Genomic DNA, 24,415 nt, shown 5'->3' with positions numbered 1-24,415 from the left:
TATGACATCCAAGAATGCCCCGGCACTGCAGGAGCTTGCCCAGGACTTCCGCGAGGCCCTGCGGCACAGCGTGTACCTGGTCCGCCGCCTCGACGCGGACGGTGAACTGAGCGCCGCCCAGCTGAGCACCCTCAAGATGCTGCTCGACGACGGCGTCCGGGTGGGGGAGATCGCCAGGAACCTCGGCGTCAGGGTGCCCAGTGCCACCGAGCAGATCATCAAGCTCGAGCGGGCAGGACTGGCCCGCCGGGAGGCGGATCCGGACGACTCCCGCGCGGTCCGCGTGGTGCTGACCCCGGAAGGCCGTGACGCCGTCGAATCCGCCAACCGGCGCCGGAACGCCGTCATGGCCGGCATTCTCGAATCCCTCACCGATGATGACAGGCGTGCCCTCGCCGCCGCCCTCCCGGTCATCGAAAAGATCAACAGCACCATCCAAAACTGACACAGCGACACTTAGGAGTTCCCTCCATGGACGGCCAGCTCGCAGACACCCTGCCGGCACCACAAACCACCCTCGAGGCTGAGAAGGCCTCGTTCCTCAAGCAGCCCAAGGCGGTTTGGGCCACGGCGCTCGCGGCCGTGTTCGCGTTCATGGGCATTGGCCTGGTGGATCCCATCCTGCCGGCCATCGCCAGGAACCTGGATGCCAGCCCCAGCCAGGTCTCACTGCTCTTCACCAGCTATTTCCTGATCACCGCGGTGGCCATGCTCGTCACCGGCTTCATCTCCTCGCGCATCGGCGGAAAGCGCACCCTGCTGGCCGGGCTGGCCGTGATCGTGGTGTTCTCCTCGCTCTCCGGCATGTCCGGCAGCGTCGGCGACCTGGTTGGATTCCGCGCGGGATGGGGCCTCGGCAACGCGCTCTTCGTGGCCACCGCGCTCGCCGTCATAGTGGGCGTGGCCAGCGGCGGCGCCGGGACGGCGATCATCCTCTATGAGGCGGCACTGGGCCTGGGCATCTCGCTGGGGCCGCTCCTCGGCGCCCTCCTCGGGGGTTGGCAGTGGCGGGCCCCGTTCTTCGGCACGGCCGCGCTGATGGCGGCAGCCTTCATTGCGCTGACCGCGCTGCTTCCGAAGACCCCGTTGCCCGCCCGCAAGGTAAGCCTGGCCGATCCTCTGCGGGCCCTGGGCAACAAGGGACTGCGGACGACGGCGGCCAGCGGACTGTTCTACAACTACGGCTTTTTCACCGTGCTCGCCTTCACCCCGTTCATCCTGGGCATGGACGCGTACGGCATCGGCGGGGTGTTCTTCGGCTGGGGCGTCGCCGTCGCCGTCTTTTCGGTCTTCGTGGCCCCGGCGCTGCAGAACCGCTTCGGCGCCACGAAGGTGCTCCTCGGCACGCTCGGCCTGCTGATGCTGGACCTTGCGGGCCTTGGCCTGGCCGCGGGCCATTCCGTGCCCGCCGTCGTTGCTCTGGTGGTGGTCTCCGGCGCGCTGCTGGGCATCAACAACACCATCTACACCGAACTGGCCATGGGCGTCTCGGACTCGCCGCGCCCGGTGGCCTCGGCGGGCTACAACTTCGTCCGCTGGATGGGCGGCGCCCTGGCGCCGTTTGCCGCAGCCCAGCTGGGTGAACACTTCGGGCCGCAGGTGCCGTTCTTCGCAGGCGCCGTGGCGATGATCGTGGCCATGGCCGTGGTGGCTGGCGGGCGCCGTTACCTCGCGGCCCACGAACCGCACGTGGTCTGAGCCTAGAGGCCGTCAGCCCAAAAGCACGCACAAAACAAAAGACGCCCACGCTCCCGGGACACAGTCCGCAGGGAACATGGGCGTCTTCCGTTTTCATGCCGGAGGAGCCAAGAGCCGGTCAGACCTTGACGGACCCCTTCGGAACAAACAGGGTCTCAGCCTGTTCCAGCGACATGCCGTTCGTCTCCGGCACCTTGTACATGACGAAGAAGAACGAGGCTGCCGCGAATAGTGCGTACATGGCGTACGTCAGCGGCAGCGAGCCTGCGGCCATCACGGGGAAGCTCAGCGTGATGGCAAAGTTGGCGATCCACTGGGCGGCGGCAGCCAGGCCCAGGGCACGGGCGCGGATCCGGGCCGGGAAGATCTCGCCCAGCAGGACCCACACCAGCGGTCCCCAGGATGCGCCGAAGCTGATCACAAAAACGTTCGCGGCCACCAGGGCAACGGGGCCCCAGGCGCCGGGCAGCGCGATGTCCGAGCCGGTGCCCGTGGCCGAGGCGAACGCCAGGGCCATGGCGCCGAGGGAAACGGCCATGCCGATGGAACCGGCCAGCAGGATGGGGCGGCGGCCGATCCTGTCCACGAGGGCGATGGCCACGAGCGTGACCAGGATGTTGGTGATGGACGTGGCCACCGAGATGGTCAGCGAATCCTTCTCCTGGAAACCCACGGCCTTCCACAGCGTGGTGGAGTAATAGAAGATCACGTTGATGCCCACGAACTGCTGCAGGACGGACAGGGTGATGCCGATCCACACCACCGCCTGCAGCCCGAACGCCTTGCCGCGCAGCGAGCCCTTCCTGCCGGCGAGCTGGTCCTCCTCGATGGCTTCGCGGATTTCGCGGAGGTGGCGGTCCGTGTCCTCGTCCGGGGCGATGGAGTCGAAGACCTTCCGGGCCAGGTCCTCCTTGCCCTGGACCACCAGGAATCGCGGGGACTCGGGCAGCGTGTACGCGATGACGCCGTAGAGCACGGCCGGAACGGCGGCGGCCAGGAACATCCAGCGCCAGGCCTCAATTCCCAGCCAGAATGCCTGGTGCGCGCCGCCGGCGGAGGTAGCGAACAGGGCGTCGGACAGCAGGGCGGCGAAGATGCCCGTGGTGATGGCCAGTTGCTGCAGCGACGCGAGCCGGCCGCGGACGTGCCGGGGCGAGATTTCGGAGATGTAGGCAGGGGCGATCACCGAGGCCAGGCCGATGCCGAGCCCGCCCACCAGGCGCCAGAAAATGAGGTCCCAGACGCTGAAGCAGAAGCCGGTCCCGATGGCGCTGATGAGGAACAGCAGCGCGCCGAGCTTCATCGCCGGGATGCGGCCGTAGCGGTCCGCCACCTTGCCGGCCATGTACGCGCCGGCTGCGCAGCCCAGCAATGCTACTGCCACGGCGAAACCGGTGACGGCCTCACTGAGCGCGAATTCGTCCTTCATGGCATCCACGGCGCCGTTGACCACGGAGGAATCGAAACCGAACAGGAAGCCGCCCACGGCGCCGGCAAGCGCCAGCCAGATCACCCGCTTGGGGATCTTGGCGGTTGTCTGCTTGTCGGTGGACATGGTTCTCCCTTGGTTCGGGGGTGGGTGGATGCGGTGCAAACGTCGTCGGCTGCGGAAACCGGCCCTGTCGGCCGGCGCACACGCGCCTAACAGTGTGCCACGTCACCGGGCGCTGATCCACTCCGGGACGGAGGACGACGACGGCGGCCGGTCCCGCCGTCGTCGTCCGTTTGGTGCCGTTTACGGCGGATTTACGGGGTAAACGAAACGGCAGGCACCCCGGAGGGTGCCTGCCGTAACGCAGCTGCGGAAGTGCCGTAAGCGGTGCCTAGTGGGCGGCCGCGGGCTCCTTCATGGCTGCCTTGGGGTCCGTCAGTTTCTTCTTCGGCAGCGCGAAGCTGATGAGGAAGGCGATGCCGGTAAGGACGGCAGCGGTGAGCATGACCGCGTCGATCGAGTGTGCAAAGCCCTCCGTGATGGGACGGGTGAGCACCGGGTTCGCGGTGTGCAGCCAGCTGGTGTCGTTGAGGGAATCGTTGCTGGCGCCGTTCTTGAAGAACTCGTAGAGCTTGGCGTTGGCGGGGTCGGCGGCGACGGCGGGGTCCTGGAGAACCTTCACGTAGTCGGGGTTCTGCATGGCGTCCTTCATGCCGTTGGCGATCTTGTCCGCGGCCATGCTGAATAGCATGGAAATGAAGACCGCCGTACCCACCGCACCGCCCATGGAGCGGAAGAATGCGGCGGTGGAGGTGCCCACACCCATGTCCTTCGAGGGCACCGAGACCTGCATCGCGAGGGTGAGCGGCTGCATGCAGAAGCCCAGGCCCAGGCCGAAGAAGACCGCGATCAGCCCGGGAACCCAGAGCTCGGTGTCAGCGCCAAGCGACAGCCCCATGACGACGGCGGCGGTGGTCAGGATGGCGGTGCCGAGGATCGGGAATATCCGGAAGGTGCCCGACGACGAGATGGTGCGTCCGGCGGTGATGGAGCCGGTCAGGATGCCGATCGTGAAGGTGATCATCATCAGGCCGGCTTCGGTGGGTGTCAGGCCCTTGACCAGCTGCAGGTACATCGGAAGCATGGCGATGGCGCCGAACATGCCGATGCCGATGATGAAGTTCAGCAGCGAGGACAGCCCGAACGTGACATTCCGGAAGAGGCGCAGCGGGATCAGCGCGTAGTCCCCGGCGCGGCGTTCGGCCAGCAGGAACGCGACGATGCCGACGATGCCCAGGCCGTAGCAGACGAAGGAGTTGGCCGAGGTCCAGCCCCAGCTGCGGCCCTGTTCGGCCACGAGCAGCAGCGGCACGATCGCCAGGGTGATGGCGGCGGCGCCCCAGTAGTCGATCCGCTGCTTGACGTGCTTGGCGGGCAGGTGGAGGTAGAGGAACACCACGGCCAGCGCGGCCAGGCCGATGGGCAGGTTGATGAAGAAGACCCAGCGCCAGCCGTCGAAGCCGAGGATGCTCTCCGAACCGGCGAAGGCGCCGCCCACCACCGGTCCGAGGACAGAGGAGATGCCGAACACGGACATGAAGTAGCCCTGGAACTTGGCCCGGTCCTTGAGCGGGACGATGTCGCCGATGATGGTCAGCGCCAGGGCCAGCAGGCCGCCGGCGCCCATGCCCTGGATGCCGCGGGCGATGGCCAGTTCGGTCATCGAGTGCACGGAACCTGCATACAGCGAGCCGGCGAGGAAGATGATGATCGCGGCGAGGTAGAGCGGGCGGCGGCCGAAGATGTCGCTGAGCTTGCCGTACAGCGGCGTGGTGACCGTGGACGTGATGAGGTACGCCGTGGTCGCCCACGCCTGGAGGGACAGCCCGTCGAGGTCGTTGGCGATGGTGTAGATGGAGGTGGACACGATGGTCTGGTCCAGCGAGGACAGAAACATGCCGAGCATCAGCCCCACCATGACGGTGATGGTCTGCCGCTGCGTCAGGGCCTCTCCGGGCGCGGGGCCGGCGGTGGTTTTGGACATGGCTGCTCCAGGGTCAAGAGAAAGGGGGATCGCACTTGATAGTTGCTTTCAGTAACTATGTTACTTCCTGCTTTGTTCCCCGGGGCAACGGAAATTTTTTCCGGGCTGCGGCGAGCCAGGATCAGCGTTCGATGAGGATGCCGTCGGGGTCGCACCAGATCGTGGCGCCGGTGCGGATGGCCACGCCGTCGATCAGCAGGTCAACGTCAATCTCTCCCGCCCCGGCCTTGGCGCTCTTGCGCGGGTTGCTGCCGAGGGCCTTGACGCCGAGCGGCAGTTCCGCGATGGCCTCGCGGTCGCGGATGGCACCGTTGATGACGACGCCGGCCCAGCCGTTTGCCACGGCGCTCGCTGCAATCATGTCCCCCATCAGGGCGGTCCGCAGTGAACCGGCGCCATCGACGACGAGCACGGCTCCGTTGCCGGGTGTGGCAAGAACCGACTTGACCAGGGCGTTGTCCTCGAAGCAGCGCACGGTCCGGACCGGACCGCTGAAATGTGAGCGGCCGCCCAGGGATTGGAACTGCAGGGAGATGGAGCCCAGTTCGTCGCCGCGCTCATCGTAGAGGTCGGCGGTGTTGACGGCGGCATTGGCAGGCGAAGCGGTCATTGGTTCTCCTAGGACGGTGGTTGTGCCTCGGTCTGGAGCAACGCGGGGTCACGTAACGCCCGGTGTGATGCCCGGATTGGGCCGTAAGTGACCCCGCCTGCACCCTAACCTCGCAAGCTCGGCCAGGGAACCCTGCAGGCGTGGGCCCACCCGCGTTGCTGTTGATGCCCACGATAGTCTGATTCCATCATCACGATGTTCCAGGGGGAGACCGCTATGAGCCTGTCCGACATACCCGGTGCGGTACCAGACCCCGGCCTGGTGGGCACGCGGTCATCCGCCGCGTTCACCGAGCCGACGGAGCGGGCCAGGTCCCTGTGGATCACGGGCGTAGTTCTGGTCAACCTTGGGATCAACGCAGCGTTTTTCGGCCCCATCCAGGTGCTCCTCGGACAGCAGGCGGAACATTTCGACCCCGGGCAGAAGGAAGCCATCCTCGCCCTCGTCACCGGTGCCGGCGCGGCTGTATCGCTGGTGGCCAACCCGCTCTTTGGCGCCTTCAGTGACCGCACGGCGTCCCGGTTCGGCCGGCGCGTGCCGTGGGTGCTGGCCGGTGCCGTCCTTGGCGCGGCGGCGCTGGTGGCCCTGGCCGGCGCTCCGAATGTGGCGCTGATGACGGTCCTCTGGTGCCTCGTGCAGGCCGGCTGTAACGGTGCTTACGCCGCGATCACCGCAGCCGTTCCCGACCGCGTCCCCGTCCCGCAGCGCGCCACCGTGGGCGGCCTGGCGGCGATGGGGCAGACGGCCGGGATCCTGGTTGGCGCGGTAATTGCTGCCGTCGTCAGCGGAAACTTTGTGCTTGGCTACCTCATCTGTGCAGCGGCCCTCGTGGCCGGGGTTGTGATGTACCTGGTCATGAGCGACGACGCTCCGCTTCCGGCAGGGTCTGTCCATGCTATGAACTGGGCCGGTTTCCTGCTCGGGTTCATCAGGCCCCTGCGGCACCCCGACTTCGCCTGGGCCTGGATTACCCGGCTGCTGGTCAACATCGGCAACCACATGGTCACCCTGTACCTGCTGTTCTTCCTGGCGGATGCCGTGCACCTGAAGGAGACCACTGGCCTCGAGCCCGCCTTTGGCGTGCTGGTGCTGACCGGTCTCTACGCCGTGTTCGTGATCATCACGAGCGTGGTGGGCGGCAGGCTCAGTGACAGGATGGGCAAGCGCAAGCCGCTGGTGATCGCGTCATCCGTGATCATTGCGCTGGCATCGCTGATCCTGGCCTTCGCGCCCACCTGGGTGGGTGGCATTGTGGGTGCCAGCGTTTTGGGAATCGGGTTCGGCGCCTACCTCGCCGTGGACTTCGCCCTCATCACCCAGGTACTTCCCAGCGCTGCCGACAGGGGCAAGGACCTTGGCGTCATCAACATCGCCAATTCCCTGCCGCAGGTCATCGCCCCGGCGCTGGCGTGGCCGTTCGTCACCCTCTGGGGCGGCTACGTGTCCCTCTACGTAGCCGCCGCCGTCATCGGGCTGCTGGGTGCTGTGTTCGTGGCGAAGATCAAGGGCGTTGCCTAGCACCTGTCCCAACTTGCCGGGCGCAGAGGTGGGCCCGGCAATACCCCGGCGGCAAGGGGCCCCGGCGGCACGTCCGGGTCCCAGGGAACCCGGCGACAGGTGCCGTATAGTGGAGTCCGAATTGCGGCAGGACCGGGAATGGGGCTCTCCCTGACTGCACCAGGAATCTCAACCTCCGGACTGATGATGCTTGACTCTATGCCTGATCTTCCGCCCATGGCCGCCCCGCCCTCCCTTCCCCGGCAGCAGCGCCGCTATAACCGCATCCTCGAGGTGGCGGCCGGGTTCGCGCGTAAAGGCCTCCAGTCCGTAACCCTTTCCGAGGTTGCCGCCCAGGCCAACGTCCCCCTCGGCACCCTGTACCGCTACTTCCCCTCTGCCACCCATCTGATGCTGGCCCTCTACCGGCACCAGCTCGGCGAGCTCAAGACGGGGACCGGGCCGGGCACCGTCCGTATCCATGCACTCTCCGGCGTGGCAATGGAGATCTTCCACATGCGCGTCATGCAGCCTGCCGTGGAGCAGTGCCTCAGCCAGGGCGTCTACCTCAAGGACCGGGACACCACCGGCCTGCTGCGGGAGATCGACTCCCTGGCGGAACGGGCCGTCACCGCCGTGTGCGGCGACGCGGGTGTCGCCCGCGTCCTCTTGCCAACGGTAGCCGGTCTAGTCCAGTCGGTGCGCTGTCGCCGGCTTTCCCTGTTTGAGGCGGAGGAAGATTTGAAGAAGGCGTGCACATTGCTGATGCCGGCACCCCGGCTGGCGCGGAATACCGCGTAACTGGTCTAGACCGGCAGGTCATAAAAGGCCCGAAAAACGGTGAAACAGGCCACAACTTCGCTCAAAATCTGCTTTATTCTGTCAAACCGGCCCGATTTGGCATCGGGTGGGCCTTTGTCCTGTCTAGCATGGCAGTAGCGGAGTGGCCAGCACCCAGCAGCTCCACGGGCTTTCTGACGGAACCCACCACCCCTGGGCCATCAGAAAGCGCGTTTCTGACCATCTTGAGCCTCGAATGCTTGAGCCATACTGTGCCGTGCGCCCACGGCTAGCAACAGGAGACAACGACGTGTCCACTGAAACCATCGCTCCGAATGACACCAGCGCAGCCGCAGAGCTGACTGACCAGGAAATTTTCGCTGCCCACGAGGGCGGCAAGCTTTCCATCGCCAGCACCGTTCCCCTCAGCAACAAGCGTGACCTCTCCATCGCCTACACGCCGGGCGTTGCCCAGGTCAGCCGGGCCATCCACGCTGACCCGGAACTCGCCAAGAGCCACACCTGGGCACAGCGCCTCGTGGCCGTCGTCAGCGACGGCACGGCCGTCCTCGGCCTGGGAAACATCGGCGCCAGCGCCTCGCTGCCCGTCATGGAGGGCAAGTCCGCCCTCTTCAAGGCCTTCGGCGAGCTGGACTCCATCCCGCTGGTCCTCAACACCACCGACGTGGACGAGATCGTGGAGACCCTTGTCCGGCTGCGCCCCAGCTTCGGCGCCGTCAACCTTGAGGACATCGCCGCTCCGCGCTGCTTCGAGCTGGAAGAAAAGCTCATCGAAGCCCTCGACTGCCCCGTTATGCACGATGACCAGCACGGCACTGCCGTCGTGGTCCTCGCCGCGCTGACCGGAGCCGCCAAGGTCACCGGCCGCGGGCTCGAGGAACTGCGCGTGGTGATCTCCGGCGCCGGCGCCGCAGGCATCGCCATCGCGGAAATCCTCCTCACCGCGGGCATCGATGACGTGGTGCTGCTGGATTCGCGCGGCGTGATCAACTCCGAGCGGGCCGACATCGCCGCCGACCCCGCCAGCAAGAAGGCCCAGATGGCGCAGCGCAGCAACCCGCGCGGCATCTCCGGAGGCCCCGGGGAAGCCCTGCTGGGTGCGGACGTCTTCGTGGGCGTTTCGTCCTCCAAGCTGGACGAGGAGCACCTGAAGCTGATGAACCACAGCTCCATCGTGTTCGCACTGTCCAACCCGGACCCCGAAGTCCTGCCCGAGGTCGCGTCCAAGTACGCCGCGGTTGTGGCCACCGGCCGCAGCGACTTCCCCAACCAGATCAACAACGTCCTGGCGTTCCCCGGCATCTTCCGCGGCGCCCTGGACGCCGGTGCGCGCCGCATCACCCCTGCCATGAAGGTTGCCGCGGCCCGCGCCATTGCCGAACTGGCCGATGACAAGCTGTCCGCGTCCTACATTGTGCCCAGCCCGCTGGACCCGCGCGTTGCCCCGGCCGTCACTGCCGCGGTTGCCGCGGCAGTCGAAGCCGAAGCCAACTAAAGGCGCAGGGCTCACTGGAGCCCGACGGCGGTGCCTCCCGTGCTGGGGAGGCGCCGCCGTCGTCGTTTCCGGGACAGTCCGCGTTCCGCGGACCAATACCCGCGACCCCCGGACCCTAGACTGGGGGCATGAACGCCCAAACCCTCGTGACCGTCCTCTGCGGCCTGGCCATCCTGGTTGGCGTTGCCGGCACCGTCATCCCCGTCCTGCCGGGCAGTTTCCTGATCGGGCTGAGCCTGCTGGCGTGGGCAATCTGGGGCGGTGAGGGCGTGGCCGGCTGGGTGGTTTTCGCCGTGGGCATGGTGTTTGTGCTGGCAGGCATGGCGGCCAGCGCCGTCCTCGCCGGCCGCAAACTGAAGGAACATCGTATTCCCAACCGGAGCGTCGCCGTCGGGGTTGTCCTGGGCATTGCCGGCATGTTCGTCATTCCCGTGGTGGGCCTGTTCGTGGGCTTCGCCGCCGGGCTGCTGCTCAGCGAAGTCCAGCGCACGCGCAACTTCCGGGCGGCGCTGACCTCCAGCTGGGCTGCCCTGAAGGCCACCGGGCTGGGAATGCTCGTGGAGTTCGGCCTGGCCTGCCTCGCGGCCAGCACGTGGGTGGTGGGCGTCTGGGTGGGCGCCGCTTCGGCTTAGTTCCGGCCCGCCATTAGCATGGAGGAATGAGCGCGGGGCAGTTTCCAGGACCGATCTACCGCGACACGCGCGACCTCACCCCCTTCGGCGGCGGCAAGGTCCGCACCCCGGTGCGCGAAATAGCCGAGGGCATGGGCGGGCTGATCCACGGCGTACTCGGGGGAGGTGACTCCCGGATCAGCGTGGACGGCAGCGTTCCGCGGCTCAAGCTGTTGCCCGGCAAGGCTGCCAGGACCGTGTACGACGCCATCTTCTCCGGCACCGACCCCAACCGGCTCATCGCCGCCGGCCGCGCCTATCCCGGCTGGGCCGGGCTCTGCTGCGTGATGGCCGGTCTCCTCGCCTACAAGCAGGGCGGTTACTTGCGGGCCGCGGAACTGCTGCAGCGCGGGCTTTCCACCAGGAACGACGACGAGGCCAACGAGTTCGCCGCCAGTTACCTGACGCGGGTGGTCACCCGGGTGGAGGTCGCCGAACGGATCGTGGTGCCGGTGCTGTTCAGCGAGGAGTCGGTCTTCCTCGCGCTCTCCCATTCCCTCCGGGAAACGGGCCAGACCGAGGCGGCCTTTGAAACCCTGGTCAGGCTGCCGCCGTCGTTGCCCACCGCACTGGCGAGGTGCGCACTCGCTGCCGCCCTGGGAAGGGACCAGGAGGTGGTCGTGTGGACCGAAGGCCTGCTGAACGCCGACGACCTGTCCGCGGCGCTGCTCCTGGTGCGTGCGCGCTCCCTCCGCCGGCTCGGCGCGTACAGCCAGGCCCAGCAGGCGCTCAAGGAAGTCCTGCGGCGGCAGAAGACCAGCATGTCCCTGCGCAACGACGCCCTGACCGACCGTGCCCTGATGCTCCTGGACAACGGGCGCAAGTCCCTCAACCCGCGGGACTGGCAGCGCGGCAAGCAGGCGGAGCTCGAAACGTTCGAGGTCATCCGGAAGGACATCGAGGCGCGCCGCGCGTGGGAACAGAAATGGAAGCAGTTCGGGGGCGACTAAGGGCGTCTTTTGTGGGCGGCAGGCTCTTGTGGCTGGTACAGGGCCGCGATACAACGGACCCATGACTGACGCAATCAGGCAGTGGATGGACAAGTACATCGCGGCGTGGACCACCAATGACCCCGCGGATATCGGGGCGCTCTTCACGGAGGAGGCCGTGTACGCCACACGGCCCTATGATCCCGATCCGTGGCGCGGCCGGGCACAGATCGTGGAGCGGTGGATCGGCTCTTCGGACCAGCCCGGGGACTGGAGATTCGAATGGTCCCTGCTGGGGTCCGACGGAGACCTCGCGTTCGTGCAGGGCCGCACCACGTACCTTGATGACCGCCCCAGCTACGAGAACCTGTGGGTGGTCCGGCTCGATTCGGACGGGCGCGCGTCGGGCTTCACCGAATGGTTCATGGAGCGCAAAGTCTGAGCCAGCCGCTGGGCCGGCTCCTATGCGAACCGGGCGCTATGCGAACCGGGCCAGGGCGGGAAGCAGCTGCTCCGCGAGCAGAGCGGCGCCAAGGACCACCATGATGATGCCGCTGGTCAGGGTCACCCTGCGGGCTGCGTTCGGCCGGGACTGCAGCAGTTTCCGCGACAGCAGCGCCACGCAGGTGTATACGAGGGCCGCGAGCAGCACGAAGGTCAGCCCCAGCAAGCCGGACTGCACCGGCACCGGCAGCGCCGCATCGGCGCTGACGAACTGCGGCACCAAGGCCAGGAAGAACAGCAGCCCCTTGGGGTTGATGCCGCTGGTCCCCATGCCCTGGAGGAAGGACCGCAGCTGGTTCTGCCCCGGATTTCCGACGGCGGTTGCTGCCGTGAAGCTCGCACCCCGCCACGACCTGATGGTGACAGTTCCCAGCCACAGCAGGTAGACGGCCCCGGCCACCGTGATCCAGCCCAGCAGGCCCGGCATGCTCGCCAGGACGGCCGCGAGCCCGGCCACCATGAGGAGGGTGTGCAGGACGTATCCGCTGCACAGCCCCGCGACGGCGGGGACGAAGCTGCGGCTGCCGAGGCCCGCCGTGATGGAGTAGGCCCAGTCCACCCCCGGGGTGCAGGCGAGGGCGGCCGCGACCACGATAAAGGCGAGGAAAAGCTGGGGGTTCATGGCGGGCTCCTGCGTGTTTGGCTGTAAGAAAAGCCTAGGCAAAACGGCCCCAGATGTGCTCTCCAATTTCGCGCGGATCGCTGCGGGTGGAGTAAGATTTTTGCGTGATTGACCACATCGACAGAAGTATTTTGCGCCACCTCAAAGAGGACGGCAGAATGACTGCCACGGCCCTCGCCGCCAAGGTGGGCCTGACGGTGGCGCCCTGCCACCGCCGGCTCCGCGACCTCGAGCAGTCCGGCGTGATCCGCGGCTATAAGGCGGACATTGACCCGGCCGCCGTCGGGCTTGGCTTTGAAGCGATTGTCTTCGTAACCCTCCGGCAGGTGGACCGCCCCACCATGGAGATCTTCGAGAACCGGGTGGCGGAGAACCCGAACATCGTGGAGGCGCAGCGGCTGTTCGGTTCCCCCGACTACCTGCTCAAGGTGATCGCGGCGGACCTGCCCTCCTACCAGCGTTTCTACGACAGTGAGCTGACAGTGCTGCCCGGGGTGGAACGGCTGACCTCAACCCTGGTGATGAAGAACCTCAAATCCAACGCCGGTCCGCCCGTCTGACTTCCTTCCAACAGTCAGGCCGTCGAGAAAGCGCAAACGAACACTTGAGGCCCCTGATCCGGATGGATCAGGGGCCTCAAGTGTTCGTTCGCGCTGGACTGACTCCCGTGCTCAGCGGGGGTTCAGCACGACGTTCTGGAAGGTGCCCTTCCCGGTGCCGGTGTGGAGCCAGAGCGCCCCGTCGGCCGACACGGACACGACGTTCGGGTTGCCCGTGCCGGCGAAGCGGCCCACGCTGGCGAAGGTGGTGAAGGCGTTCCAGCCGGTGCCGAGCTGCGTGCGGGTGAGGAAGCCGGAGGCGCCGCTGCCGGGGTAGAGCCAGAGCGTGCCGTCCGACGCGCGGGCCATCAGGTCGGCCTTTCCGTCACCGTTGAAGTCGTTGCCGGCAACCACCTGGCTGAAGCCTGCCCAGCCGGAACCGATCTGCTTCCGGGCCAGGAAGGCGCCCGCCCCGTTGCCGGGGTAGAGCCATAGCTTGCCGTCCGGTTCCTGGGCGATGATGTCCGCCTTTCCGTCGCCGGAGAAGTCGCCGGGAGCGATGATCCGCGCGAAGGCCTGCCAGCCGGTGCCTATCTTCTTCGCTGCCTGGAAGAGGCCCGTTCCGTTGGTGGGGTAGAGCCAGAGCGAGCCGTCGGGCTTCCGGGCCAGGAGGTCGGGGCCGCCGGCGCCGTTGAAGTCTCCGGCCGATACCACCTGGTCAAAGGCCTGCCAGCCGGTGCCGAGCTGCCGGGACGTGCGGAACCCGCCCGAGCCGTTGCCCGAATAGAGCCGCAGGACGCCCTGGGCCGTGCGGGCCAGGAGGTCGGGCTTGCCGTCGCCGTCGTAATCGCCGGCTTCCCAGACCTGGCTGAACCCGGCCCAGCCTGTGCCGATCTTCAGCTTGGTTGCGAAACCGCCGACGCCGTTGCCCGCGTACGCGGTGATGGCACCGCTGGTGCTGGCCGAGAGGATGTCCGTGAGCCCGTCGGAGGTGAAGTCCTGGCCGGCGATCAGTTCCGTGCTGGCCCATCCGGTGGCCAGCGTGCGGCGTGCCAGGAAGCCTCCGGTTCCGCTGCCCGGGTAAAGGTAGACGGTCCCGGTGCTGGAGCGGGCGAGCAGGCCGGGGCCCGTGGCGAGCCCTCCCGCTGCCGTGACGGCGGTGAAGCCCTGCCAGCCGGAGCCGACCTGTTTGGCCGCCAAGAAGCCGCCGGTTCCGTTGCCGGGGTACAGCCACAGGGTTCCGTCGGCGCGCATGGCCAGCAGGTCGGCCCGCTTGTCGCCGTTGAAATCACCGGGGGCAATGATGCGTTTGAAGCCCTCCCAGCCGGAGCCGATCTGCTTGCGGGCCAGGAAGCCGCCAGTGCCGCTGCCCGGGTACAGCCACAGGGCTCCGTTGGACGTCCGGGCAATGAGGTCCGTCTTCCCGTCCCCGTTGAAGTCGCCGTTGCCGAGGACCATGTTGAAGATATTCCAGCCCGTTCCGATTTTCACGGCCGTTCCGAGCTTGTTTCCGCCCAGGCCCGCGAACAGCAGGAGTGAACCGTCGGCTTCGCGGGAGACCATGTCCGGGCGTCCGTCGCCGTTGAAGTCGCCGGCCGAGAACTGGATCTTGGTGTGCAGGGCGAGGTCGGCGTCGATGGTGACCGTGGCCGAGGTGGCGGTGACGGCATTGATCGTGACCCGGGTTCCCGCGTGCGTGGTGAACGTGCTGCCGGCCTGCCAGGTGTGGTTGGTGGCGTAGTACCCGCTGAACGGAATGGTGGACGGCATCAGCGCCAGCGAGGACGATGGGGTGGCGCCGCCCCGCTGGACCACTTTGACGCCTCGGTTGCCCGCGGGCCCGCTGGCCAGGTAGGCGTCGTAGCCGGCGGGCTGCCGGAGCTCCAGGTAGTAGACCTCCCTGCTGACCGGATCGGTGAACTTCACCGCGCGGTAGGCCAGCCTCGTGTCGCCCCAGGGCTTCAGCGTGTAGCTCTTCACGCCGGATGCCACGCCGAGGTCCCGGATGTCGGTAGCCGCGCCCAGGCCCTTGGCGTCCCAGAACGGCGAGCTGATCACCGGCATGTTGTAGCTGGACAGCCCCATCAGGTCGGTGCTGTCGCCGTATTCGCGGATATAGCAGGAGGTGTCGGTGAACTGGCCGGTGCTCGTGGTGCCTACGTCGGAAACGCCGCTGTTGCACTGCAGGGCGTCGGCGTGCATGGACCCGAGGACGTGCCCGAATTCGTGGGCGATGACGCTGTTGGTGAAGCCGCTGATCTGCGGCATCAGAACCCGTCCGCTGTTGCCGGTGCTGCTGTAGCCGGCACCGAGGGCGCCGCCGGAGAGCGTGGCGCTGGGAACGAAGACCACCAGCGCCTTGTTGGCGCCGTAGGTCCATTTCAGCTCGGTGGTGATCTTGTTGATCATGTCGTAGTACGAGTCGGTCGACCTGGCCGTCTTGGACGCCAGTGTGGCTCGTTCGGTCACGGTCATGGAAATGCGGCCGCCGGACATCGCCTTCCAGTAGTTGCTGGAGGCCGTCACGGCCGCTTCGGCCTGGGCCATCGGAACCACGGCCTTGTTGTCCACCAGCGTGGCGACGACGACCTTGACGGTGAGGGCAGCAGCAGCCGTTCCGCCCGCCTCGGTCTGGAGGGCCAGCCCGGCAGGCGGCCCGTCCGCCGGCACCCCGGGCGCGGATTCGTATCCGTGGTGGTGTTGTTCCGCTCCCGACTCGACCGGCAGTGACGTGCCGCTTCCGGCAGGATCCGTGGCTGCCGTTGCGGTGGCGGGAAGCGAGACGAGGCCTGCGGCGAAAACCAGCAAGCCGGTGGCCGACGCGATTGAACGGGAAAAAGAGCGCATTGAGTTCCTTATTGAGACCGACCCCCCGGCGGAGACCCTGAGTGAACAATGCACCCGCTGCGTGCCCAGCGCCGCGGCAGATGCTGAATCAGGTTACAGTTGCCGCCGCAGGACAGCCGCCGGAATATCCGCAGTTTTCCCCAATGATTAGCGCAATATCGGAGCGGCGCTCCGCAGGCCCACAATCAGTGCTTTAGCAGCCCCGTGGTCCGGTAGGGAATCACCTCGCGCAGGAACATGCTGGTGGACGTCCGCACGATTCCCGGGCACAGCCGGATCTCCTCGGAAACCCGGTACAGGTCGTCAGGGCTGGTAGCCACCACGCGGATCAGCAGGTCCGTGTCGCCGGCCGGGGCGTGGCACTCCAGCACCTCGGGAATCTCGCGCAGCGCGGCAATGGCCTCGTTGAGGTGGCTCTGGTCCAATTCGGCGCTGACAGCGGCGGCAACGCCCCGGCCCAGGGCCGCGGGCAGCACTCGGCTGCTGTTGGGCCGGAGGGCGCCCGACGCCGTCATCCTCTCCAGGCGCGACTGTACAGTGCCGCGCGCCAGGCCCAGCCGCTGGGCCAGGACCATGATCGGCAGCCGGGGATCCTCGTCGAGGGCCGCAAGGATCCGACGGTCCGTGGCGTCCAGCTGCTGCAATCTGATCACTTCCTGTCCGGTTTCCGGGTGCATGACCGGTCAGATTGACCAGTCCGTTGCATGCCCGTTGCGCCTACTGTAGGTCTTCTGCTCAGATAGTGGCAACGCAGGCGGTGGTTACCCCCACAGTCTGCAGGCTACAGGCTTACGGCACACCACCCGGCCCCCTGGACCACGCTTCCCGCAAGGAGGCAGCCGCTGATTGACACTTGTTCACGCATCCGTCTTTCCGCAAGAAGTGCCTCGATTTCCCTGACGGAGTCCCGTCCGGGGCAGGCACGGCAAGAGCCCCTGAGCCACCGATTTCCGGCCAACGTCCGGAGCGCGCGGTAGCTGAGGGGCTCTTGTGGTGTTCGGCATAGGCTGGAGGGCATGACTCGCGCTGGCCGCTTCGCCCCCAGCCCGTCCGGTGAGCTGCATGTGGGAAACCTCCGGACGGCAATGCTGGCCTGGCTCTTTGCCCGTTCCACCGGACGCCGGTTCCTGCTGCGGGTCGAGGACCTTGACCGCGCGCGGGCCGGGGCTGAAACGGGTCAGCTGCGGGACCTGGCCGCCGTAGGAGTGACCTGGGACGGTGCGGTGGTGCGGCAGACGGACCGCGAACCGCTGTACACGGCCGCCATCGGAGAGCTGGCGGCAGCCGGGCTGACGTACGAATGCTTCTGCACCCGCCGTGAGATCCAGGAGGCACCCTCCGCGCCGCACGCGCCCCAGGGTGCCTACCCGGGAACGTGCAGGGGACTGCCGGCGGCGGAGCTCCAGTTCAAGCGGTCCACCCGCCCGGCGGCCATCCGGCTGCGTTCCTCAGTGGCGGAATGGACTGTCGAAGACGTGCTGCACGGGACGTTCACCGGAGTGGTGGACGACTTTGTCCTGCGCCGGAACGACGGCGTGACCGCGTACAACCTGGCCGTCGTCGTGGATGACGCCGAACAGGGCATAGACCAGGTGGTCAGGGGCGACGACCTCCTGCCGTCCACGCCCCGGCAGGCATATCTCGCCTCACTCTTGAATATGCCGGTTCCGGAATATGCACACGTGCCGCTGGTGGTCAATGCCGACGGCGCACGCCTGGCCAAGCGGGACGGCGCGGTTACCCTGCGCGACCTGGCCGCCGTCGGACATCCCGCGGAAGCCGTGCAGAGGACGATTCTGGAGTCGCTGGGTCTGCCCGGCGCGTCCCTGGAGGCCGCCCTCCAGGGGTTTTCGCCCGCCCGCCTGCCGCGTGAACCGTGGGTGTGGCCCGGGGCCTAGCGCCAGGCGCGTCAGGCGGTCTTGGCCCGCTGTTCCAGCTTCTCCAGCGACGCGTGGAGCAGGTCCGTGCTCCGGCGTTCATCGATGACGATCGAGGCCCCGAGTGCGGCAACGATGATGAGCAGGCAGACGGGAACCGAAACGCCCGCCGCCGCCAGGCCCACGGTTCCGGCGAGTACGCACACCACTCCGGCGGTGACGGCGACGAGGGTGCGGTCGACGCACGTCATGACGCTGAAGAGCGCCGTGAGCGAGACCTTGAACAACGCCACGGGAACGGCAATGCTGGCCACTGCCACGGCAGCGCTGATGTGTGCGGCATGGTCGATGTAGTACGCCGCGACGTGCAGGCCCGCCCCGGTGGCGGCGATCGCGGCGAAGACGGGGATGTGGCCGTAACCGAAGAAGAAGGAACGGTGACGCTGCAGGTGCAGGGCCCGGCCGGCGGGCATGATGAAGTAGATCCACCACATGCCGAAGGCCAACGCCGTGCCGCCGAAACCCACCAGCGCGGCATCAAGCGACCAGCCATGGTTGGCCACGATGGCCCGGAGCGTCTCGACGGCTCCGATCAGGCATTCGCCCAGCGCGATGATGGCCAGCAGTCCGTAGCGCTCGGCGATGTGGTGGGCGTGCCAGGGAGTGGTTGCATTCCGCTCGGCCGCATATGGGGTTGCCAGTTCCAGGACAAACAGTGGTGCAATCATCAGGAACGTGGTGGGCACGTCCGCCTGGATGAACAGCACCGCGATCCACCCCAGCTGGACGGCCGCCAGGTATCCGGCGTAGCGCAAACATGTCTTCCTGCGGGCCGGGTCCTGCCGGGCGGCCCGCAGCCACTGGAAGACCAGGGCCAGCCGCATGATGATGTAGCCGCCCACGATGACGGTGTTCTCCACGTGCTTGCCCTCCACGAGGGAGTGGAACATGGGCTCGATCCCCATCGCCAGGATCAGGACGCCCACCAGCTGGACCATGGTGACCACCCGGAACACCCAGTCGTCGGTGTCGTACGCGCTGGCGAACCAGGTGAAATTGATCCAGGCCCAGATCACCGCAAACATCGCGAAGGAAAAGCCGAGCAGCCCGGCGCCGAAGTGTGCCTCCGCGATCTCATGGGCAAACTGGCTGCCGGCCACCCCGAAAGCGATCACGAAGGTGAGGTCGAAAAAGAGCTCCAGAGGGGTGGCGGTCCGGTGCGGCTGGTGCGGATCCCGGCCGCCCATGCGGGCCACGGCGTGCCGGAGGGGATTAGGGGGCATGGGTCAAACAGTAGCGCGATGACTGCAACGCGGGGTCACTTGCCGCCCAATCCGGGCCCGGAATTGGGCTGTATGTGACCCCGCGTTGCTTGGCTACACCGCTGCGGCTACACCCGGCCCAGGGCGTCGATGTCCTCCAGGAACTCCTGGTGCACCTCGTCGCTGACGGTGGTGCGGGTATCCGCAATGGCGTCGAGGTAGTCCTGGGTGGCGGGGCCCCTCCGGACGGCCTCGCGGACGGACACGCCGCCACCGGACACCTGACCGCCGTCGCTGCCATTGCCGTAGACAGACTTTTCCAGCGCCCGCTGGGAGGCGCTGCGTGCGGCAAACTCGATGTCCGCGGGGGAGAAGCCCTCAGTGCGGTCCACCAGCTGCTCCACGTCCACATCGTCCACCACGGCAGGGGGGATGAAGCGCTGCCACATGGCTTCGCGGGCCCGCCGGTCGGGCAGGCCGATGGGGATGACGTAGTCGAACCGGCCGTGCCGCAGGAAGGCGGAGTCGAGGGCGCGGATGAAGTTGGTGGCGCAGACGAGGAGGCGGCCGGGCTGTTCGCGGAAGGCCGGGATGATCTTGAGCAGTTCGTTGGTGACGCCCTGCAGCGGCGATGGCGGGTCCCCGGCGCGCTGGGAGGCGATCTCCTCCACTTCGTCGATGAAGACGACGGCGTGCTCGAGTTCCGAGATCTCCAGGAAGGTCTCCCGCAGCGCGCCGGCCAGGCCCTTGGGGTCGGCGGCAAGGCGGGAGGGGAAGACCTCCACGAACGGCCATTCCAGCCGGGAGGCGATGGCCTTGGCGAAGGTGGTCTTGCCGGTGCCGGGCGGCCCGAACAGCACCACGGCACGCGGCGGAACGACGCCGAACTCGTCGGCGAGGTCGGCCTCGGCCAGCGGCAGGACCAGGCGGCGCTCCAGGAGCTCCTTCTCCCGGCGCATGCCCGCCACGTTCTCCCACAGGTCCCGGGCCAGGATGCGGCCGCCGAGCAGGCCGAGGGCGCCGAGTTCCTGGCGCTGCACGGGGATGGTTCGCTCGAAGTACCGCAGGTTTTTCTTGAGCACGAAACCGCGGCTCAGGAAGGCCTCCACCCGGGTCTCCGACTCGGGCATCAGGGCGGACAGCTTGTTCAGTCCGTGCGGCGCCATCCGGTTTTCGACGGCGGCCAGCAGGGACGTGCCGATGCCCCGGCCGCGGAATTCGGGCAGCGTGGCCAGGAAGACAATCCAGCCCTGGTCATGTGCCGCGCGGCCGACGGCGGCGCCCACCACCTGGTCGCCGAGCACCGCCACCACGGCATGGTCCTTTTCGCAGGATGCCAGCACTTCGGAGAGCGCATAGACCGGCTCTACGTTGGTGGCCTTCAGCGATTCCCAGAGGTGCAGGATGCCGTCAAGGTCCGCGGAGTGGAAGTCCCGGATCCGCCAGTTGGTCATGAGGTTGTCTCCCGTGGTTCGACGCTGAGCCAGTTCTGAGCTGCTCAGCCGAGCATAGGCGATGGCGCGCCCGCACGGGGTTGCAGGTGCGTTGCGTTACGCGGGGAGGTCAGCCCTTGGCCGCGTCCACGGGTGCGTCTTTGGCCGCTGTGCCCCTGCGGAAGTGGTGGTTGCTGTGGTGGTCATCCTTGGTGTGCACCACGAGCACCGGGCATTCGGCATGCGCGACGCATGCGGTGCTCACCGAGCCGAGGTGCAGGCCCATGAATCCGCCGTGGCCCCTTCGTCCCACCACCAGCATCGCCGCTCCGGCGGCGGCCTCCACCAGCTTGGCCGGGGCGGGGCCCCGCACGAGTTCACTGGTCAGGGTCTCCGGGACGTCCGGCCCGAACGCCTTCTCGATCGACTGGGCCAGGATCTTGGCAGCCGAGGCCTCGAACGCCTCGAAATCCGGCGGGATGTACCCGGCATACATTTCCGGGAAGTGCCAGCAGGCCACGGCATGGACGCGGGCACCCAGGCCCGGTGCCAGCCGCGCCGCCAGACGGAGGGCCTCCACTGAGGAGTCCGAACCGTCCACGCCCACAACCACTTTGCCTTGTCCATCCATCGTTGTTCTCCTTCGCTACCTGGACTTTGCAACTTCAACCGGATCTTCGGTCACGGACAGGCCGGTCACCGCCGCTGCAGCGGCTGCATCTGCAAGGCGACGCCGGCGGCCGCGGCGTCCCGGAAGCGGGCATCGATCTGCACCACGTCCCGCCCGGCCCGCTGCAGCAGGCTGGCCGCGACGCCGGCACGGTAGCCGGTGGCGCAGTGGACCCAGAGGCACCCCTCGGGCAGTTCGCCCAGACGGTCCAGCAGTTCGTGCAGCGGCACGTTGATGGCGCCGGCCACGTGGGAGGCAGCAAACTCGTCCGAGCGCCGAACGTCCAGCACAGGGTCGCCGTCGGGCTTTTCATGAACGACGGCGGGCCAGCCCGCCCGGGGGTAGGAGGCGACGGGAGCTCCCGGCGCGAGTTCGCCGGGTTCCGTTCCCACCGCGGCATCGGGGCGGTCGATGCCGATGCGGGAAAGGTCCCGGAGGGCGTTTTGCAGATCCTCACGACCGCCGACGAGCGTCAGCTTCTCGCCCCAGGGCAGGACCCAGCCCAAGTAGGAACTGAAGCTTCCCCCCGAGCCGTATTCGAAGCTGACGGTGCCCTGCAGGTGGTTGCTGGCGAACAGCATGCGGTGGCGCAGGTCCACCACCCACTCGCCGCCCGCCAGCCGCTCCGTCAGTTCACCGGCGCCAAGGGACTCCGGCAGGTTCAGGTCCGCAGCCTCGGGGCCGGTCATGTTGATGGGGGCCATGTGGGCGTAATACGAAGGGTAGTCGGAGAGGTTGGCCATGAGTTCGGCCGCGAAGTGCTCGGGATCCTGGTCCGTGAGCGCGTGGTTGGCTTCGCGCTGCTCTGCGATGGTTGACGCCTCCGCGCGCGTGGCGGGTCCGATCGAGCAGAACGAGCCGAACCCGTGAGTGGGGTAGAGGGCAGCCTCGGGGCCCGCTTCGTTGGCGAGCCGGCGGACGGACGCGTACTGATCCCGCGTCAGCCCGGCCGTGTATCCGGGGCCGAGGAGATCGGTGCGGCCCACGGAGCCGAAGAGCAGGCTGCCGCCCGAAAAAACGGCCCGGGCCCGTCCGTCCGTGACGATGTAGGACAGGTGAGTGTGGGTGTGCCCCGGAGTGGCCAGCGCGCGGAGCGTGAGCGCGCCGATCTGCATGGTTTGGCCATCCTCAACCGGCTCGCGCTCGTAGGCCACCTGGTCCGCGGCGTTTATCAGGTATTTGGCGCCGTACGCACGGGCGAGGATCAGGCCGCCGGTGAGGTAGTCGTTGTGGATGTGTGTTTCTGCCACGTGGGTGATCTGCACCCCGGCTTTCCGGGCGGCCTCCTCGATGCGGTCCGTGTCCCGCTGGGCATCGACCACCAGCGCCACGCGGCCGTCGTGGACCAGGTAGCTGCGGTCCCCGAGCTGCGGGGTTTCGATGACAACGACGTCCATTGGTCCGGCCCCTTCGACGCACCAGGGAGGCGCCGCTCGTCGCGGGCCTCGCCCCGGATGCCTCCATGGTAGGCCGATTGGCGGCAGAAGGGGCCTGCAGTTCAGGATGGCCTGTTAGGAAGCCGGCGCAGAAACGGCAGGCTTGATGTTCTGGTTGATGTGGAAAAGGTTGCCGGGGTCGTACTTGGCCTTGACTTCGGCCAAGCGGGCGTAGTTCCCCGCGTAGGTGTCCTTGATGTGCGACTGGTCGTCGGCGTCGAGGAAGTTCACGTAGCCCGCACCGGATCCGAGCGGATGGAGCTCGGCGTAGTAGTCGCGCACCCACTTCACGTTGGCTTCGTTCTGAGCCGGATCCTCCCAATGGCAGGCAATGTCCACGGCGAAGTCGGCGTCGCGGTACGGGAATGCGGTCTCGTCCCGCCCGACCCGCTGGACGGCGCCGTTAATCGGGTAGACGTGGTTGGCTGTCTGGACGCTCGGAATGGACTTGCCGAACTTCTCAGCGACACGGACGACGTCGTCGGTTAGGCCGGGCAGGAACTCTGACTTCCAATAGGCCTGCAGGCCCTTCGTGTACATGGGGTCGAAGAGTGTGTTGAGAACCGTGTACGGCAGGGGGCCAAGGAAGGAGCCGGCGACGGGCGCAACGTCAAGGAACGGCTGCCATTGACGCTCACCCTCGTTGTGGGGGCCTGCCCAGCCGCCCACCAGCACCACTACGGGCTTCCCGTGATATTCCTCAGGCAGGAACGGGACCGGGGGCCCCTGGTGGAAGCCCAGGAACACGCCCATTTCCTCCGGTGCCGTGGCAATGTAATCCCGGTAAAGCCGTGCCACCGCGTCGGCGTGCTCCAGAAGATAAATGACCACTCCGCCGTAGAGAACATCCACGGGGTGCAGGTTGAACTCAAGGGAAGTCACGACGCCGAAGTTGCCGGTTCCGCCGCGAAGCGCCCAGAAGAGATCCTCATTTTCCGTGGTGCTGGCGACAAGGAACTTCCCCTCGGCGGTCACCACGTCCGCGGATTTCAGGTTGTCGTACGACAGCCCGTACTTTCGGGCGAGATAGCCGATGCCTCCGCCGAGAGTTAGTCCGGCAACGCCCGTTGACCCAATGATGCCTCCGGTGGTGGCGAGGCCGAATGCACCCGCGGCGTGGTTGAAGTCCGCCCATGTGGCTCCGGCTTCGACCCGTGCTGTCCCACTGGCAGGGTCCACGCGCACTCCCCGGCAGCCTGCGAAGTCGACGACGAGGCCGCCGTCGCAGGTCCCGAACCCGGGCGCGCTGTGGCCGCCGCCGCGCAGGGCCAGATCCAAGGCTGCATCACGTGCGAAATTGACGGCGGCAATGACGTCCGCGACTTGTGACACACGGAGGATGGCTGCAGGGCGTTTGTCGATCATTCCGTTGAAGACGGCCCGCGCGTCGTCGTAGTCCGCCTGATCGCTGGTGATGACTTGGCCCCGCACTTTCTCCTGGAGGGCCTGGAAAGAGCTGTTGTCCACCGTGTACTCCGATTCACCCAGGCAGGCATGCCCGGGCAACTGGGCGCGGCCTACGGTCGTGCCGGGTGATTTGTTTAGCAGCCGATGGGGCCCTGCATCTTGGAGGGCAAGAGCCTATGCCGCAGGCTTCCTCAGCGGCGGAGACCGGATGCACCTTGGCAACGCAGCAACGTCGCGCGGTTTGCCGTGGCGTGTTTGGAACGAGGTTCGCCTTCGTGTCGGCGGGTTCGGGCCAGTGGCCCAGCGGTTACAGCAGGGCTAGTCGTAAATTACTCCCGCCCCAAACGCCGGTCAACAGCCGGAAGCCCGGCGCCGGCCGTGAGATGCGAACGGACACTTGCGGCCCTTGGAGGAGGGGCCTCAAGTGCCCGTTCGCGCTGTGTTGCGGGTTGGAACTAGCTGGTTGGTTAGATCCGGTCCGCGGCGCCCGGGCTGGGGCGGTTGGCGACGACCGGGGACATGCCGGTGAAGCCTTCGCGGGCTTCGGCGATTTCGTGGATGCGTTTGCGGCAGGCGTACCAGCCGGCGACCATGAGGGCGATGGCGATGAGGGTGACCAGGAGGGTCAGGGGTGAGTCGAT

Annotated in this window: 21 protein-coding genes; 10 read left to right on the top strand and 11 right to left on the bottom strand. The window is 67.2% G+C overall.

All coding sequences use genetic code 11. The annotated features are described in order from the left end of the window. Nucleotide 1: 1 nt before the first annotated feature. On the top strand, nucleotides 2–445 hold the full coding sequence (locus AC57BR_RS01125; RefSeq protein WP_496357955.1) for a MarR family winged helix-turn-helix transcriptional regulator: 444 nt from the start codon (nucleotides 2–4) through the stop codon (nucleotides 443–445). Nucleotides 446–471: 26 nt separating this feature from the next. Next, a complete protein-coding gene (locus tag AC57BR_RS01120; RefSeq protein ID WP_496357954.1) occupies nucleotides 472–1,698 on the top strand; it encodes an MFS transporter in 1,227 nt (408 codons plus the stop codon). A gap of 118 nt (nucleotides 1,699–1,816) precedes the next feature. Here the strand turns inward: AC57BR_RS01120 and AC57BR_RS01115 are convergent, their stop codons facing one another. The 3 genes from AC57BR_RS01115 to rraA form a co-directional block, all read right to left on the bottom strand. Then, nucleotides 1,817–3,253, bottom strand: a complete 1,437-nt coding sequence (locus AC57BR_RS01115; protein WP_496357953.1) for a sugar porter family MFS transporter — start codon at nucleotides 3,251–3,253, stop codon at nucleotides 1,817–1,819. 268 nt (nucleotides 3,254–3,521) lie between these two features. Further along, nucleotides 3,522–5,174 carry an MDR family MFS transporter gene (locus AC57BR_RS01110; RefSeq protein WP_496357952.1) on the bottom strand — a complete coding sequence of 551 codons (1,653 nt, stop codon included), beginning with the start codon at nucleotides 5,172–5,174 and terminating at the stop codon, nucleotides 3,522–3,524. A gap of 121 nt (nucleotides 5,175–5,295) precedes the next feature. Continuing rightward, nucleotides 5,296–5,784 (bottom strand): ribonuclease E activity regulator RraA, encoded by a 489-nt coding sequence (gene rraA, locus AC57BR_RS01105; RefSeq protein ID WP_496357951.1) that lies wholly within the window; start codon nucleotides 5,782–5,784, stop codon nucleotides 5,296–5,298. 216 nt (nucleotides 5,785–6,000) lie between these two features. On the opposite strand from rraA, the gene AC57BR_RS01100 reads away from it, so the two are divergent. From AC57BR_RS01100 to AC57BR_RS01075, 6 genes are all read left to right on the top strand, one after another. Next, nucleotides 6,001–7,302 (top strand): MFS transporter, encoded by a 1,302-nt coding sequence (locus AC57BR_RS01100; RefSeq protein WP_496357950.1) that lies wholly within the window; start codon nucleotides 6,001–6,003, stop codon nucleotides 7,300–7,302. Between the two features lie 198 nt (nucleotides 7,303–7,500). Then, nucleotides 7,501–8,082, top strand: a complete 582-nt coding sequence (locus tag AC57BR_RS01095) for a TetR/AcrR family transcriptional regulator (RefSeq protein WP_496357949.1) — start codon at nucleotides 7,501–7,503, stop codon at nucleotides 8,080–8,082. 289 nt (nucleotides 8,083–8,371) lie between these two features. Then, on the top strand, nucleotides 8,372–9,577 hold the full coding sequence (locus AC57BR_RS01090; protein ID WP_496357948.1) for an NAD(P)-dependent malic enzyme: 1,206 nt from the start codon (nucleotides 8,372–8,374) through the stop codon (nucleotides 9,575–9,577). 128 nt (nucleotides 9,578–9,705) lie between these two features. Further along, entirely contained in the window at nucleotides 9,706–10,209 is a 504-nt protein-coding gene (locus AC57BR_RS01085) for a DUF456 domain-containing protein (RefSeq protein ID WP_496357947.1), read from the top strand. A gap of 26 nt (nucleotides 10,210–10,235) precedes the next feature. Next, on the top strand, nucleotides 10,236–11,198 hold the full coding sequence (locus tag AC57BR_RS01080; protein ID WP_496357946.1) for a hypothetical protein: 963 nt from the start codon (nucleotides 10,236–10,238) through the stop codon (nucleotides 11,196–11,198). 61 nt (nucleotides 11,199–11,259) lie between these two features. Continuing rightward, nucleotides 11,260–11,619: a YybH family protein gene (locus tag AC57BR_RS01075; RefSeq protein ID WP_496357945.1), complete on the top strand. Its 360-nt coding sequence runs from the start codon at nucleotides 11,260–11,262 to the stop codon at nucleotides 11,617–11,619. A 36-nt stretch (nucleotides 11,620–11,655) separates the two neighbouring features. On the opposite strand, the gene AC57BR_RS01070 is transcribed toward AC57BR_RS01075, so the two are convergent. After that, nucleotides 11,656–12,303, bottom strand: a complete 648-nt coding sequence (locus AC57BR_RS01070) for a LysE family translocator (RefSeq protein WP_496357944.1) — start codon at nucleotides 12,301–12,303, stop codon at nucleotides 11,656–11,658. Between the two features lie 104 nt (nucleotides 12,304–12,407). On the opposite strand from AC57BR_RS01070, the gene AC57BR_RS01065 reads away from it, so the two are divergent. Then, entirely contained in the window at nucleotides 12,408–12,863 is a 456-nt protein-coding gene (locus tag AC57BR_RS01065; protein ID WP_307098179.1) for an Lrp/AsnC family transcriptional regulator, read from the top strand. A 111-nt stretch (nucleotides 12,864–12,974) separates the two neighbouring features. Here AC57BR_RS01065 and AC57BR_RS01060 read toward each other — a convergent pair whose 3' ends face one another. Beyond that, the gene (locus AC57BR_RS01060) at nucleotides 12,975–15,689 is read right to left on the bottom strand and encodes an FG-GAP repeat domain-containing protein (RefSeq protein WP_496357943.1); all 2,715 of its coding nucleotides are present in this window, start codon (nucleotides 15,687–15,689) and stop codon (nucleotides 12,975–12,977) included. Nucleotides 15,690–15,874: 185 nt separating this feature from the next. Then, on the bottom strand, nucleotides 15,875–16,366 hold the full coding sequence (locus AC57BR_RS01055) for an Lrp/AsnC family transcriptional regulator (protein ID WP_496357942.1): 492 nt from the start codon (nucleotides 16,364–16,366) through the stop codon (nucleotides 15,875–15,877). A gap of 339 nt (nucleotides 16,367–16,705) precedes the next feature. Between AC57BR_RS01055 and gluQRS the strand changes: the two genes are divergently transcribed. Then, nucleotides 16,706–17,587, top strand: coding sequence for a tRNA glutamyl-Q(34) synthetase GluQRS (gene gluQRS, locus AC57BR_RS01050; protein ID WP_496357941.1), 882 nt, complete (start codon nucleotides 16,706–16,708; stop codon nucleotides 17,585–17,587). An 11-nt stretch (nucleotides 17,588–17,598) separates the two neighbouring features. Here gluQRS and AC57BR_RS01045 read toward each other — a convergent pair whose 3' ends face one another. The 5 genes from AC57BR_RS01045 to AC57BR_RS01025 form a co-directional block, all read right to left on the bottom strand. Beyond that, nucleotides 17,599–18,849 carry a low temperature requirement protein A gene (locus tag AC57BR_RS01045; RefSeq protein WP_496357940.1) on the bottom strand — a complete coding sequence of 417 codons (1,251 nt, stop codon included), beginning with the start codon at nucleotides 18,847–18,849 and terminating at the stop codon, nucleotides 17,599–17,601. Between the two features lie 107 nt (nucleotides 18,850–18,956). Beyond that, on the bottom strand, nucleotides 18,957–20,282 hold the full coding sequence (locus tag AC57BR_RS01040) for an ATP-binding protein (protein WP_496357939.1): 1,326 nt from the start codon (nucleotides 20,280–20,282) through the stop codon (nucleotides 18,957–18,959). A gap of 109 nt (nucleotides 20,283–20,391) precedes the next feature. After that, nucleotides 20,392–20,892 (bottom strand): universal stress protein, encoded by a 501-nt coding sequence (locus tag AC57BR_RS01035; RefSeq protein WP_496357938.1) that lies wholly within the window; start codon nucleotides 20,890–20,892, stop codon nucleotides 20,392–20,394. A 65-nt stretch (nucleotides 20,893–20,957) separates the two neighbouring features. After that, the gene (locus tag AC57BR_RS01030) at nucleotides 20,958–22,328 is read right to left on the bottom strand and encodes an MBL fold metallo-hydrolase (protein WP_496357937.1); all 1,371 of its coding nucleotides are present in this window, start codon (nucleotides 22,326–22,328) and stop codon (nucleotides 20,958–20,960) included. A gap of 114 nt (nucleotides 22,329–22,442) precedes the next feature. Continuing rightward, complete coding sequence (locus AC57BR_RS01025) at nucleotides 22,443–23,834, bottom strand: FAD-binding oxidoreductase (RefSeq protein WP_496357936.1); 1,392 nt, start codon at nucleotides 23,832–23,834, stop codon at nucleotides 22,443–22,445. Nucleotides 23,835–24,415: the final 581 nt, after the last annotated feature.

This window comes from Arthrobacter sp. BGA-UO-ETr-C19 (genome assembly GCF_059568005.1).
Note: the sequence above shows the minus strand (reverse complement) of the source record. Positions and strands in the feature narration are given on the sequence as shown.